Origin of the sequence: Brevundimonas sp. BAL450 (assembly GCF_015767455.1) — a bacterium.
GTDB classification, from domain to species: domain Bacteria; phylum Pseudomonadota; class Alphaproteobacteria; order Caulobacterales; family Caulobacteraceae; genus Brevundimonas; species Brevundimonas abyssalis.
Genome location: NZ_JADWOW010000050.1, coordinates 75281 through 89124 on the forward strand (window position 1 = coordinate 75281; position 13844 = coordinate 89124).

At 70.4% G+C, this 13844-nt stretch carries 13 protein-coding genes and 1 riboswitch; of the genes, 3 read left to right on the plus strand and 10 right to left on the minus strand.

Annotated features, from left to right (window positions below):
- Positions 1-46: 46 nt before the first annotated feature.
- The gene (locus IWC96_RS08415) at positions 47-1573 is read right to left on the minus strand and encodes a M17 family metallopeptidase (RefSeq protein ID WP_021698640.1); all 1527 of its coding nucleotides are present in this window, start codon (positions 1571-1573) and stop codon (positions 47-49) included.
- 195 nt (positions 1574-1768) lie between these two features.
- On the opposite strand from IWC96_RS08415, the gene thrC reads away from it, so the two are divergent.
- Positions 1769-3151: a threonine synthase gene (thrC, locus tag IWC96_RS08420; RefSeq protein ID WP_306302042.1), complete on the plus strand. Its 1383-nt coding sequence runs from the start codon at positions 1769-1771 to the stop codon at positions 3149-3151.
- On the opposite strand, the gene thrB is transcribed toward thrC, so the two are convergent.
- From thrB to IWC96_RS16090, 3 genes are all read right to left on the minus strand, one after another.
- Entirely contained in the window at positions 3148-4113 is a 966-nt protein-coding gene (gene thrB, locus IWC96_RS08425) for a homoserine kinase (RefSeq protein WP_196838719.1), read from the minus strand. The two genes, thrC and thrB, sit on opposite strands and share 4 nt — an antisense overlap.
- On the minus strand, positions 4114-5841 hold the full coding sequence (locus IWC96_RS08430) for a homoserine dehydrogenase (protein ID WP_021698643.1): 1728 nt from the start codon (positions 5839-5841) through the stop codon (positions 4114-4116). It abuts the gene before it with no gap.
- 82 nt (positions 5842-5923) lie between these two features.
- Positions 5924-6058: a hypothetical protein gene (locus IWC96_RS16090; protein WP_021698645.1), complete on the minus strand. Its 135-nt coding sequence runs from the start codon at positions 6056-6058 to the stop codon at positions 5924-5926.
- Positions 6059-6251: 193 nt separating this feature from the next.
- Positions 6252-6363: riboswitch (SAM riboswitch) on the plus strand.
- A 78-nt stretch (positions 6364-6441) separates the two neighbouring features.
- Between IWC96_RS16090 and IWC96_RS08435 the strand changes: the two genes are divergently transcribed.
- A complete protein-coding gene (locus IWC96_RS08435) occupies positions 6442-7488 on the plus strand; it encodes a homoserine O-succinyltransferase (protein ID WP_196838720.1) in 1047 nt (348 codons plus the stop codon).
- Positions 7485-8672, plus strand: a complete 1188-nt coding sequence (gene metB / locus IWC96_RS08440; RefSeq protein ID WP_021698647.1) for a cystathionine gamma-synthase — start codon at positions 7485-7487, stop codon at positions 8670-8672. Before IWC96_RS08435 ends, metB begins: the two co-directional genes overlap by 4 nt.
- Before the next feature lie 191 nt (positions 8673-8863).
- On the opposite strand, the gene IWC96_RS08445 is transcribed toward metB, so the two are convergent.
- The 6 genes from IWC96_RS08445 to IWC96_RS08470 form a co-directional block, all read right to left on the minus strand.
- Positions 8864-9718 carry a hypothetical protein gene (locus IWC96_RS08445; RefSeq protein ID WP_196838721.1) on the minus strand — a complete coding sequence of 285 codons (855 nt, stop codon included), beginning with the start codon at positions 9716-9718 and terminating at the stop codon, positions 8864-8866.
- 162 nt (positions 9719-9880) lie between these two features.
- Positions 9881-10447: a hypothetical protein gene (locus IWC96_RS08450; protein ID WP_021696071.1), complete on the minus strand. Its 567-nt coding sequence runs from the start codon at positions 10445-10447 to the stop codon at positions 9881-9883.
- Positions 10448-10584: 137 nt separating this feature from the next.
- Positions 10585-11130: a hypothetical protein gene (locus IWC96_RS08455; protein WP_196838722.1), complete on the minus strand. Its 546-nt coding sequence runs from the start codon at positions 11128-11130 to the stop codon at positions 10585-10587.
- Positions 11131-11284: 154 nt separating this feature from the next.
- Positions 11285-11641: a hypothetical protein gene (locus tag IWC96_RS08460; RefSeq protein WP_045318616.1), complete on the minus strand. Its 357-nt coding sequence runs from the start codon at positions 11639-11641 to the stop codon at positions 11285-11287.
- A 130-nt stretch (positions 11642-11771) separates the two neighbouring features.
- A complete protein-coding gene (locus IWC96_RS08465) occupies positions 11772-12737 on the minus strand; it encodes a WD40 repeat domain-containing protein (protein WP_021696073.1) in 966 nt (321 codons plus the stop codon).
- Positions 12734-13807: a GTP-binding protein gene (locus IWC96_RS08470; RefSeq protein ID WP_021696074.1), complete on the minus strand. Its 1074-nt coding sequence runs from the start codon at positions 13805-13807 to the stop codon at positions 12734-12736. Before IWC96_RS08470 ends, IWC96_RS08465 begins: the two co-directional genes overlap by 4 nt.
- Positions 13808-13844 lie beyond the last annotated feature (37 nt).

A 13844-nucleotide genomic window follows, 5' to 3' on the forward strand; every position in this document is an offset into this window, starting at 1 on the left:
CGATGCCGTGAATCAGGCTCTCGCAATATGCTGGACCGATTTCGGTCTAGCGCCCGCCCTCGCCGACGCCGTGCGGCACCGGCGTCCAGTTGCGTACAAACGTCTCCAGCAGACGCACCGAATAGCCCACCGAGGCGCCGGAGCCGTCCCAGGCCACGCCCGCGATGTCCAGATGCGCCCAGGGCGTCTCGGGATCAACGAAGGCGCCGACGAAATGGGCGCCCGTTCCCGCGCCGGGTCCGCCCGACCCGGTGTTGCGAAGGTCTGCCACATTGGAGGACAGACGCCCCTGATAGGTCGGGTGCAGCGGCAGGCGCCACAGGGGCTCGTCGGCCGAGCGCCCCGCCGCGATCAGTTGATCGGCCAGGGCGTCGTGACGGCTGAACAGGCCCGCATAGTCGCTGCCCAGGGCGCCGCCGACCGACCCCGTCAGGGTGGCCACATCCACGATGGCGGCCGGGTCCAGCCGCGCTTCGGCGTAGGACAGGGCGTCCGCCAGGACCATGCGGCCCTCCGCGTCGGTGGAGCCGATCTCGATGGACAGCCCGTTCATGGCCGTGACCACATCGCTGGGCCGTGTGGCGTTGGGCCCGGGCATGTTCTCGGCCAGGGCGGCGATGGCCACCACATGCACCGGCGCGCCCTGCTGGGCGAGCGCCAGGGTCGCACCCATGACGCTGGCGGCGCCGGACATGTCCATCTTCATGGCGCCCATGCCGCCGCCGGTCTTGATGTTCAGCCCACCCGAGTCGAAGGTGATGCCCTTGCCGGCCAGCACGATGGGCTGGTCTGCAGACCCGGCGCCGCGATAGCGCACGATCATCATGCGCGGCGGCCGCGCCGATCCCTGCCCGACCGAAATGATGGCGCCCATGCCCAGCTCTTCCATCTGGCGCTCGTCCAGCACCTCGATCTGAACGCCGCGAATCCCGGCGAAGGCTTCGCGCGTCCGCTCCACGAAGGTCTCGGGGTAGATGACGTTGGGCGGCTCGTTGGACAGGTCCCGCGCCAGAGCCATGCCGTTGATCACGCCCATGCCCTGCGCGTCGAAGAGGGTCTGGGCCGCGGGAGCGATGAAGGTCAGGGCCGAGGGCTCGGCGCGTTCCGCGCGGCGGCCATAGCCGGCGAAGCGATAGGCCGACACGCCCGCGCCGGTGGCCACCCGCGCCGTCACGGCCGGATCAAGACCCTCGGCCATGATCGACACCGCGCCGGTCTCGCCCGACAGGGCGCGGGCGAGGGTCGCGCCCAGGGTGAACTGGTCCGCTTCGCTGATGTCGCCCGGCGCGCCGACCACCACGATCTGGCTCCAGTCGCCGATGCCCCGCAGGGTCAGGCTGTCGCGGACGCCATAGCCGAAGGACGCCGACGTCAGCGCCCGGGCTACGGCTGCACGCTCCGCGTCTCCCAGGGCGGCGCCGCGCTGCGCAAGATCACCCTCGGCGCCCAGCAACAGCACCAGCGCGCCCTGGTCGGCGGGCTGGGCGGCGAAGGCGATGGGCCGCTCGGCCTGGGCGGCGGGCACGGCCACCACAAGGCTGGCCAGGGCGGTGAAGACGGCGAGACGGCGCATGCGGATTCCCCAAGGATATATTGTAACAGCGAGCCACTATGAGCGGGCCGGTTTCCCGCCGCAAGCATGCCCGATCGCTTTCGCCGGCATGGCAATTTTCCACCCTGAGAAGGGATTGAAGGTGGCCTTCAGCGCATGAATTTTCTAGGCTTATCGCTTCGTCGGCCTTCCATGTCCGGCCGACGGATGGGGTCGATGATGAACTATGTGAGCACCCGGGGCGGGGCCGCCCCGACCACCTTCCGCGATGCGCTGCTGCGCGGCATGGCGCCCGACGGCGGGCTCTACATGCCCGCGCGCTGGCCGACCCTGAGCGCGGGCGACCTCCGCGCCGCCGCCGCCCGTCCCTATGTTGATCTGGCCGCCGACATTCTTGGGCTGTTCGCGGGCGAGTCCCTGCCCCCTGCGGCGGTGCGCGCCGCCGCCGACCGCCTGACCGGGACCTTCCATCACGCCGCGATCACGCCGCTGGTCCAGTTGGAGCCGAACCTGTGGGTGCTGGAGCTGTTCCACGGCCCCACCGCCGCCTTCAAGGACCTGGCCATGCAGATGATGGCGGTCATGACGGACGCCGCTCTGGAAGGCACGGGCCAGAGATTGCTTCTGCTGACGGCCACCAGCGGGGACACCGGCGCCGCCGCCGTGCGCGCCTTCGCGGGAGCCGAGTCCGTGGATCTGGCCGTGCTGCATCCGCTGGACCGGGTCTCGCCGGTCCAGCGTCGCCAGATGACCACCGTGGACGCACCCAATGTGCTGAACTTGGCGGTGCGCGGCGACTTCGACGACTGCCAGCGGCTGGTGAAGGCCATCCTGGCCGACGAGACCCTGCGCGAGGGCCGCCGGGTCAGCTCGGTCAACTCCATCAACTGGGGCCGGCTGGCGGGTCAGGTCCCCTATTACGTCGCCGCCGCCTCGGCCCTGGGCGCCCCGCACGTGACGCCGCGCTTCGTGGTCCCCACGGGCAATTTCGGCGACGCCTTCGCCGGCTGGGTCGCGCGCGCCATGGGGGTTCCCCTGACCCTGATCGCCGCAGTCAACCGTAACGACGCCCTGGCCCGCGCCCTCAACCACGGCCGTTACGAGCGCACCGCCGCCAATCCCACCGCCAGCGTCAGCATGGACGTGCAGGCGCCCTCCAATTTCGAGCGCTTGCTGTTCGAGGCCACAGGCCGCGACGCTGACGCCACGCGTGGATTTTTCGAGACCTTCGCCCGCGACGGCGCGGTGGATCTGGCGCCCGACCTGCTGGCCGCCCTGCGCGCCGACGCAGCCGCCGTGTCCATCGACGAGGATCGCACCCGCGCCGAGATCGCCCATGCGTGGAAGGCCTATGGCCGGGTGATCTGCCCCCATACCGCCGTGGCCCTGGCGGCGGCGCGGGACATGGCGCGCGAGGGCGGGCCGGTGGTCGCCCTGTCCACCGCCCATCCGGCCAAATTCCCCGAAAGCGTCGCGCCGGTGCTGGGCTTCGAGCCGCCGGTCCCGCCCGCCCTGGCCGCCATCACGGGCGGCAAGGAGCGCCTCACCGTCATCGATGCCGATCTGGACCAGGCGCTGGATGCGGTGAAGGCCCTCTAGGCCGGGGCCAGTCCGTAGTCCGCCGGGCTCGCCGCGCGGTGGAAGGCGATGCGCGCGAAGAACGGCGCGGGATCCTTGGGCGTCACCAGCCAGTCGGGATCGTGGAACAGCTGGTCGTGCAGCCGGGTCAGGGTGAAACGCACCGCCGAGGCCGCGCCCAGAACCGGCAGGGCCTCGACCTCCGCCCGCTCCAGCCGCCGCCCCTGCTCATAGCCGCGCAGGAACGCAGACAGCACCGCCTCATCCGGGCGTCCTTCGGTGTCAAAGCCCCAGGCGTTCAGGGCGATGGCCAGATCCCAGACCCAGGCGCCCACATGGGCGAAATAGAAGTCGATCACCCCGCCGGGCCGGTCGCCTTCGTACAGCACATTGTCGGGGAAATAGTCCGCATGGATCGCCCCTGACGGCAGGCCGTCGGGCAGCAGCGGCTCCAGCCGGTCCAGCTCGGCGACCAGCGCCTCCAGCATCCGTCGGCTGTCGCCCGCCGCCCGGTGATCGCATTTCTCGGCCAGCAGCCGCCACTGGGCCGGGCCCACGGGGTTGGCGCGGCGCCCGGCGAAGTCCGCCGCTTTCAGGTGCAGGTCCGCCAGCAGCCGCCCGCCCGCCGTGGCCTGAACCGCCGTGGGCGTGTGCAGCCCGGCGCCCTGAAGCCACTGGATCACCGCCGCAGGCCGTCCGTTCAGCCGGCCGATCCAGTCGCCGGAAGCGCCTCGCACCGGCCTCGGCGCGGCGAAGCCCGCGTCCGCCAGATGGTCGGTCAGGCCCAGGCAGAACGGCAGGCCCGCCGCGTCGGTGCGCCGCTCGAACAGGGTCAGCACATGGCGTCCGCCCGCCGTCTCGATGCGGTAGTTGGTGTTCTCCACCCCTTCGGCGATGGGCGCGATCTCGCTCAGCGCGCCGAGCCCGTAATCCGCGATGAAGGCGCGGGCCTGATCCGGCGTGACGGGGGTGAAGACGGCCATTCAGAGACCTTGGCGAATTCGCACGATGTCGGAAAGGTCCGCCAGCACGCTTTCGGCGGTGGCCCAGCGTCCCGCGCCGCGTCCCTTGCAGGTCCAGACCCGGCCGTCCTGACCGTAGACCTTGAGCGCGTTGCGCTCGCCTTTCAGGTCGTGGAACACCGGGTCCAGGTCGGACTCCAGCGCCACCCGGGCTTCCAGCTTGCCGCCCCTGGCGTGGCAGGCGCCGATCTGGCGCACCCCCCGGCGGCCCAGCGGCGCGTCCGGTGACAGGGCTTCCAGCGGCAGGTCCTGCGGCGCCTCGCCGAAGGCCTCATAGGCCAGCAGCCGCACCTTGGCCGCGGAATCCAGACCTTCCAGATCCGACGAGGGATCCTCTTCCGCAAAGCCCGCCGCGCGCGCCGCCGACAGGGCGTCGTCGAAGGCGTCGCCCTCGGCCAGCCGCTCCAGCATGAAGTTGACCGTGCCGTTCAGCACCGCCTCGAACCCGGCCACGGGCCCGGCCGCGCGGGCCAGACGCAGGGTCTCGATCATGGGAGATCCGCCGCCCACCGCCGCCGAATAGGCCAAGCGCGCGCCGGTGCCCCAGGCCAGATCGTTGAGGCCGGCCGGGTCGATGCTGATGGCCTGCTTGTTGGCGCTGACCACGTCCAGACCCTTGTCCAGCGCCGCGCGGATCAGGTCGTGCCCGGCCTGCCCCTCGGACATGGCCTCCAGCACCACGTGGGGCTTGCTGGCCAGAAGGTCGTCCTGCGCGGCGGTGAAGAGTTCGGCGGGACAGGCGAAGTCACGCGGCTTGGCCGGATCGCGCACCAGCACGCTGACCACCTCGAAGCGCGGATCGTTCAGCAGCCGCTTGAGCAGGCCGCCGCCCACCACGCCTGCGCCGGCCACAGCCACGCGAACGGGCTGATAGGGTTTGGCCGGATGGGGCGCATCCTCGGCGTCGCCCACCACGGTGGCGGCGGCGCGGCCAAGGGCGGCCACCTCGATCTCCACCCCCCGGGCCTGGCCCAGGTCGATGGCGTCGCGCTGGACCAGCGAGCCGCCCAGCCGGCGCGCCGTCTCCCAGCTCGCCCGGTCATAGCGCAGGGCGCCGTCGGCGTTGTTGGGGTCGCGGTCGTAGAGGCCGTCCACATCCTTGACCAGCCTCACCGTCTTCAGCCCCAGCTCGGCGGCGAGGAAGGCGGCGGTCAGGTCCGTGCCGCCCCGTCCCAGCAGCACCACCCGGCCCTCGCCCGTCACCGCGCCGAAACCGGGGACCACCACCACCTCATGGTCCTCCAGCGCCTGGCGCAGGCGCGCGTCGTCCAGCGAGCGGGGATGGGCGTGCTCCGGCTCGCCCTCGGCCACGAGGCCAAGCTCGCGCACCGTCAGGGCGACCGCGTCCAGACCCACCCGGTCGCAGGCCAGGGCGGTCAGGGCCGCCGCCTGCTCCTCGCCCTGCACCACATAGGCGGGGGCCAGCAGGTTCTCGTGGGGCAGGCCCAGCTCGCGGGCGTGGCCCAGCAGACGATCCGTCTCGCCGCCGAAGGCCGAGACCACCGCCACCACGCGGCGGCCCTGACGCACATGGCCGTAGATCTCGGACGCCGCCGCCGGGGTGTCCTGCGGTCCGTGCAGCACCGAGCTGCCGAACTTCAGCACCACCACCTCGCGGCCCCCGGCGAGGGCGGGCCGGGGCGCGGGTTTGAGTTTGTCTTCGGGTTTGAGAAGGACGGCGACGGACATGGTGTGGACCTCGGAAATGCGAAAACCCGCCTCGGGCGACCGGGGCGGGTGGTGGGTTGTGCGAACCTTTGCCGGATGCGCGCTAACCGTTCCCCGCCCGAATGGGCATGGTGGTGGTGGTGGCCATAATGGTCGTACCGAGGCCGCCGGACACGGGGCCGCCCTGACGTCCGGAGACGGTCATGGAGGCGATCGACAGGGTCGTGACGTGGGACACCGTGAGGGGTCTTTCGAGCTTCGGTTGGCGGCGAACCTGACCGATGAGCCGCCGGACGTCAACCCCGATTTGGTGAAATAGTGCGCCGTTGTATCGCTATACGCAATGAACATTCCATGACATCGGGACACACCTCATAAATAGGGATGATTATTTCACTTGACGAACGTGTGAGCTTTCCGCAGGATTTCCGGGCTCATCAAGACCGGTCGAGGGATAGGCCCTTTGACGCCGGGGCAACCTCGGGCTTTCGCCCGAAAGGTGCCAACTCCTGCGAGAGCCTTCGGGTTCGCGAGAGATGAGTGGAAGCCCCGTTCCATAGGGGTTCCACGGTCTGTCAGCAGCAGTCTCGATGAGCGGGACGATTGCGAGACGACCGACAAATGACCACCGCCCTGGCCGAAAAGACGTTCCTCGACACCGACCCCGTGTGTCGTCCCGCGCGCAAGTCCTTTGCGCCGATCCTGCCTGCGCGCGACATCATCGTTCCCATTCCCGCCGATTTCCGACTGGCGTCCGGCGAAGCCCTGACCGATCCGGTGATCCGCGCCCGCCTGCAGGGCCGCCCCGACGCGCCGCTGGTGATCGTGGCCGGCGGCATCTCCAGCGGCCGGTTCGTGCACCGCACCGAGACCAACGGCTCGGGCTGGTGGTCCGGCGCGGTGACGGCGGGCGGCCCCATCGATCTGGACCGCTTCCAGGTGCTGGCCTTCGACTTCGCCCCGGACGGCCCCACCGCGCCCGCCACGCCCCTGACGGTCACCACCGGCGATCAGGCCCGGCTGCTGGCCCTGCTGCTGGACCATCTGGAGGCGCCGCGCGCCGCCGCCTTCGTGGGCTGCTCCTACGGCGGCATGGTGGGCCTGGCCTTCGCCGAAGGCTTCCCCGAGCGTCTGGGCCAGCTGGTGGTGATCTCCGCCGCCCACCGTCCCCATCCCTTGGCCACCGCCTGGCGCGGGGTCCAGCGCCGCATCCTGCAGCTGGCGATCGAGGCCGGGCGTCCCGAGGACGGGGTGGCGCTGGCCCGCGAGCTGTCCATGACCACCTACCGCACGCCCGAGGAGCTGGACGCCCGCTTCGACACCGTCGCCCCGGAGCGCGCGGGCGGCCGCTATCCGGTGTGCGACTATCTGGGCGCGCGGGGTCGGGCCTATCCGGCGGTGATGACCGCCTCGCGCTGGCTGACCCTGTCGGACTCCATCGACCGCCATGCCGTCACGCCCGAGGCCATCACCACGCCCGCCACCCTGATCGGCTTCACCAGCGACCGGCTCGTGCCCATCGACGACATGCGCGAACTGGCCGCCCGCCTGCCCAACCTGTTCCGCCTCGTGGAGGCCCCCTCCCTCTACGGCCATGACGCCTTCCTCAAGGAAGGCGCCTTCGTCGCCGACGTGCTGACCACCGCCCTGAAAGACATCGACCAATGACCCACCGCCCCACCGATCCCCGCACCATCGCCGCGCGCACCGGCGTCGACCAGGATTCGGCCCACGGCTCGGTCATGCCGCCGCTGTACCTGTCGTCCAACTACTCCTTCGCCGGGTTCGACCAGAAGCGGCAGTACGACTACAGCCGCTCGGGCAATCCGACCCGCGACGTGCTGGCCGAGACCCTGGCCGAGCTGGAAGGCGGCGCCGGCGCCGTGGTGGTCTCCACCGGCATGGCGGCGGTGGACCTGGCCTTCTGCTCGCTGGAGCCGGGCGACCTGCTGATCGCGCCCCACGACTGTTACGGCGGCACCCACCGACTGCTGTGCGCCCGCGCCCGCAAGGGCCATTTCGAGGTGGCCTTCGTCGATCAGGGCGACCCCGAGGCGCTGGAGCGGGCCCTGACCCTGAAGCCCAAGCTGGTCTTCGTGGAGACGCCCTCCAACCCCCTGATGCGGGTGGTGGACGTGGCCGACATCTGCCGCCGCGCCCACGCCGCCGGGGCCAAGGTGGTGGCCGACAACACCTTCCTGTCGCCCGCCCTGCAACAGCCCATCAAGCTGGGCGCCGACTTCGTGGTCCACTCCACCACCAAATACATCAACGGCCACTCCGACGTGGTCGGCGGGGCGGTGATCGCGGCCGACCCGGCGGACCACGAGGCCCTGTGCTGGTGGGCCAACTGCACCGGCGTGACGGGCTCGCCGTTCGACGCCTATCTGACCCTGCGCGGGGTGCGCACCCTGTTCGCCCGCATCGAGCGGCAGCAGGCCACCGCCGGCGCCGTGGCCCACTTCCTGGACGCCCATCCGGCGGTGAAGGCGGTGCACTGGCCCGGCCTGAAATCCCACCCCGGCCACGCCCTGGCCGCGCGCCAGCAGACCGGCCCCGGCGCCATGCTGGCGTTCGAGCTGAACGGCGACGTGGACGCCGTCCGCGCCCTGGTCGAGGGGCTGGAGATCTTCACCCTGGCCGAGTCCCTGGGCGGCGTCGAAAGCCTGATCGCCCATCCCGCCACCATGACCCACGCGGCCATGACCCCCGAGGCGCGCCAGACCGCGGGCATCACCGAGGGCCTGCTGCGCCTGTCGGTGGGGCTGGAGCATCAGGACGACCTGATCGCCGACCTGTCGCGGGCCCTTGAGGCGGTGTCGGTGGCGACCGCGGAGCGGGCGGCGGCGTGAGCCACCCCGTCCGCTCATCCCGGCGAAGGCCGGGATCCAGATGGCGCGCGGGGCGGTCAGGAATTGAAGCGCGCCAGGCTTCCATCCACCCCACCTTATGATCTGGACCCCAGCCTTCGCTGGGGTGAGCGGATTAAAAAGGGCCTGACGACGGTGAGACTCTCCGGGCCAAAAACAGTGCAACGGGAGTCTCACGGGGCGCCCGGGAGGGCGTCGGAAAGCGGCGCCGCGCCCTTGAGGCTGAGGATTTCGGACTGGAGCGCGCGCATGGCCTGATCGAGGGCGTCGGGCGGGGCGTCGTGAGACTCCGGACGCGAAAAAGAGTGCAATGGGAGTCTCACGGCCTCGTCGTGAGCGGCCTGTTCGACCTGCTCGGCCACGGTTGCGAGGCGGGCGGCGAGGCGCACGAGATCGCTTGTGGAGATGGGCGTGGCGGCTTCAGCGGCGGCGGCGGGGTCGTCGATGGGGTCGTCGTCGGCGCGGTGTGGCTCGTGAGACTCTGACGCTGAAAAAGAGTGCAATGGGAGTGCAACGCTCTCCTCATCGGCGGGGGCGTTTTCCGCCGCTTCCACCGCGCGCAGGTCCGCCGCCGCCTGCTCCATGCGGGCTTCGCGGGCGGCGATTTCCTCGAAGCGGGCGAAGGGCTTCAGCTCCTTGTAGAGGCGCAGCCAGCCGCGGGCCTGGATCAGCTGCCCGGCGGCCACGGCGGCCTGAACGTGGGACCAGCATGTGTCGACCATCTGCGAGGTGGTGAGGGGCGGGGGCGCTGATGGCGCCTCCGTCGCCTCGGGGATGACAAGGGGCTCGTCCTGCTGCGGCGGTGCGGGCTCGGGCTCCGGGGCGATGAAGGGGGCGGGCTGGTCGGCGCGGCGCCAGCCCTCCTTGCTGGCGCGCCAGCGGAAGGTGCGCAGGCTGAGGCCGTGGCGTTCGCAGACCTCGGGCGCGCCGCCCCCGGCCAGATAGTCGGCCTTGGCGGCGGCCCAGCGGGCGCGGGCCTTGCTTGTGTCGAAGACGGGCGGGCTGTCAGGCAGATATCGAATGGACATCCCGCCAGTGTGAGGCGCCCGGGAGCAGCGGGATGAAAAACAGGGTCCGGAGGCGCCGACCCCTTGTGGGCTGCGGCATTGGCTCCGGAAAATGCGGGATTATCGTGGCTCTGTAGCACCGCAGTCAGGCTTCCGCTCGCGCATTGTCCACCGAAGACGGTTTCAAACGGGGTCGCTCCAGTAGGCCCGGTCAAAGACCTCGGGCGTATCGTCCTCCATGGCGGTGACGAGGGCTGTGGCCGACGGCATGTGAGGCTCCCCCCGGTGCGGCCAGCCCAATCGGGCTTCAATTTCGCAGAGGAGGCCCTCCCCGCCGTTGGCCGCATGCAGCAAGGTCGTCACAAGGAGGCCGGCGCCGGCCCTGTCCCGCGGGCCCGAGCGCAAGCCGGCGAGCCGCGCCCGCGCCAGCGCCAGATGGCCGTGCAGCTCCACCGCTCGCCCCAAGATGTCGCGCGGCATCAGCCCCGAGGACGAAACAAGGCCCGGCCAGGTCTGCGGCTCGCTGAGCGCGTGCATGTCGAGGAAAAGCTGGTCGATCGGTACACCGTCCGCCTGACGGCGCGCGAGGGCCTCGGCCAGGCCAGCGGCCTCGGCGCAGAGCCCGCGGGCCTCGGCGTGCAGGACGCCCAGAAGCGTTCGGGTCCGTCTGCGCTCCCTGAGCCATGCCGCAAGGACGGCGGCCAGCAGGATGACGACGGTCGCCGAGGTCGCGATGTCGGCCATGTCCATGGTGGAGTCTCCCCTGATGTTCCGTGAGGGAAGATGGGGGCCGTCCCAACCCGGCCAAGCCGCCGTCACGGACCGTCAGGGCCGGTGCATCAAGAGTCGGCGCGAGAACGCGCCCGGTCTGATTGCGGACGATCCGGCTAGCGACGGCCCATGCAGTCGATCCAGCTCAGCGCGCGGGTGACGCCGCCAAGGCTGAACCAGGCTTCGGCGGGGCCGACCTCGCTCTGGTAGGTCCAGCGCATGACGTTGGCGCGGCGGGCGCCCGAAACAATGGCGGAGACGGTCGCGGCGTCGGTGATCTCGAACAGGTTGAGGTTGTTGGTCTGGAGCGGGGCCTTGCCGGTCAGGTCGATCCTGCGGGAGCCGAAGGCGATCGACATGGGCTGACCGTCGTCGGCGTTCATCGGCGTGACCGCGACCAGTTCGACGACATAAGCGGCGCCAGGCGTCGGGCGGGCGATGCGGAATTGCTGGGCGTAGGCCGCCTGACCCGAGGGATCCGTCAGGGCCAGGACGACCGAGCAATAGCCGTCGGGGCGGCAGGCGCCGAGGCTGTTGTCGAAATTGGCGCGGGTCTCGTCGAAGCGGGTGTGGACGGTCGCCCCGCACTGCTGGGCGGCCTCGGCCGCGCCGGCGGCGGCGATGAGAACGGCCGCCAGAACGGTCGTGCGGATCAGGGTCATGGCGGGTCCTTTGCGTGAACCTTTGCGGTTCCCCGGCAGCGGAGCATGCGCCCCGGGGGGCGTCAATCGGGCGCCATCTGTCTGGAAGACGGCGCGGCGCCTTTGACCGGGTTCGACCCATTGCGGACACGAGAGCGGCGATTGCACGATGGAGCTACACAACCCGAATAACCAGTGTCCAGCCGGTGACTGCGACGATGACCGCTAAAGCCAGCGTCTTTGGACGCAGCTTCTTCAGTGCCTCCTTTCCGAAGTAGTTTTGCATCGTCGCGACGGCAATCATGAAAGCCGTAACGCCACCAAAGAGCGCGACCCAGAAAAGCGTTTTTTGCCAAGGATGGACAAAGAACCACTCCCCGTGATCGCTCATCCCAGCCGTCATGCCAGTTGCGGGGTCGGGGACGGACGAAGCTGCCCTTGCGATCTGGATGTAGAACCAAAACGCACCCAGTCCGACTGCCCAAGCTTGATAGGCGACGTATCCGAGGACGGCTTCTAGGCGGTTCAGCATCCCGACCCTCTCATGACGCCTTTAACTTACAGCAAAACGTCAGGGCGGGACAACGTCCGCTACCCACCCAGTGCGGACCTTCCGAACGTCCGGTCCGGGGGTGTCCGCCTCCGCCCGCGCGCTCCGTTCCTCAGAGCGTCGAGACCCCCGCCTCGCCGTCCTCGTCGGCCCAGGCCACCCGGGTTCCGTCCGGGCTCATGGCGAGGGCGGCGATGGGGGCGCCGCGGTCGGCGCGGATGTAGTTGAGGCCCTGGGCGGCGGGTTCGGCGACCCAGACGCGGCCGTCGGACAGGCCCGCGGCCAGCTTGGCGTGGTCCAGGGCGGCGGCGACCAGGAGCACCTGGGATCCGGCGTCGTAGCCGATCTCGGTGGCCTCCTTGCCCATGGGGCCGTTGGCGCCGACGAACGGCCACAGCACGGTTCCCTGGGCGCCCGAGGTGGCCAGCAGCGCCCCCTTCGAGAGGAAGGCCATGGCCCGCACCTTGGACGGATAGCCGCCCATGCGCATGTCCTTTGAGTCCTTCAGCCGCCAGCCGTGCAGCTGGGCGTCCTGCATGGTGGTGACGACGAAATTGCCGTCGGGGGAGAAGGTGACGCCGGTGTGCGACCCGGCCCATTTGAGGAAGGTCGGCTTCTGCTTTTCGATGCGCGCGAACCACAGGGCCGCGCCGCCGTAGGTGGCCGCCGCCAGCCGCCGTCCCTTGGGATCGAAGGCCAGGCCCGAGACGGTGCGCTCATGCTCGAAGGTGCGGCGGAAGGCCGGGTCCTTGACGTCCAGAACCGTCACCGTGCGCCCGGCGGAAAAGGCGATCAGGCCAGAGGCGGGCGATGTGGCCACGGCGTCGATCCAGGCGCCCTTTGCCGCGGCGAGCTGGCCCGCGTCCTCGCGCCGGCTCCACACCAGCTTGCCGTCGTCGCCGCCGGTGACGACGCCCTCGCCGGAGGGATGGATGGCGGCGGACAGCACCGGGCCGTCGTGGGCGTCCACGCGCTCGCCGCTGGCGAACCGCACCGCCCCGTCGCCGAGGGCGAAGACGGCGCCCTGATGGTCGAACAGGGCGGCGGTGGGCTGGGCGTCGAAGGAGAATTGGCTCACGCGGCGCAGGCCTCGAAGCCGGCCCTGAGCGCCGCCTCGTCGAGGTCGCGGCCGATGAAGACCGCGCGGCTCCAGCGCCGCTCCTTTTCGCCCCAGGGCTTCTGCAGGTCGCCCTCGAGGATCATGTGGACGGCCTGGAACACCAGCCGCCGGTCCTCGCCCGCCACCTCGATGATGCCCTTGGCGCGCAGGATGTCCTGGCCCTTTGTGGCCAGCAGCTCGTCAAGCCAGCGGGTGAATTTCGCCCCGTTGATGGGCCGGTCCAGCGACAGGCTGACGCCGCGGATGTCGTCGCCGTGGTCGTGGCCGCGCGGGCCGTGCCCGTGGTCGTGGTCATGATGGTGGTGGTCGTGATCATGGTCGTGATCATGGCCGCAGTGATCGTCGTGCACATGGCCCGGCTCGCCGTGGGCCGGGTTGGCGAAGGCGGGGCGGATGTCGGTGATGCGCTCCAGATCGAAGCCGCCCAGCCCCAGCACCTGATCCAGCGGCACATCGGCCCGCTGGGCCCGCATCACCGGGGCGATGGGGTTCAGGGCGCGCAGGCGGGCCTCGATGGCCACGAGCTGCGCCTCGTCCACCAGATCGGTCTTGTTCAGGATGATGCGGTCGGCGAAGGCGATCTGCTCGCGCGCCTCGCGGGAGTCATCCAGCCGCGCCATGATGTGCAGGGCGTCGGCCAGGGCCGTGACGCTGTCCAGCCGGGTCTTCTCGCGCACCTCGTCGTCCACGAAGAAGGTCTGGGCCACCGGGCCGGGATCGGCCAGGCCGGTGGTCTCGACGATGATGGCGTCGAAGGCGGGCTTCCCCGGACGCTGGCGCTTCATCAGGCCCGAGACCACCCGGATCAGGTCGCCGCGCACGGTGCAGCAGACGCAGCCGTTGTTCATCTCGAACACGTCCTCGTCGGCGCCGACCACCAGATCGTTGTCGATGCCGATCTCGCCGAACTCGTTGACGATCACGGCGTAACGCTTGCCGTGGTCCTCGGTCAGGATGCGGTTGAGCAGGGTGGTCTTGCCGGCGCCGAGGTAGCCGGTCAGCACGGTCACGGGTGTCTTGTCGGTCATGAGCGCCAGATGGCGCCTGCGGAGCCCGCGATCAAGC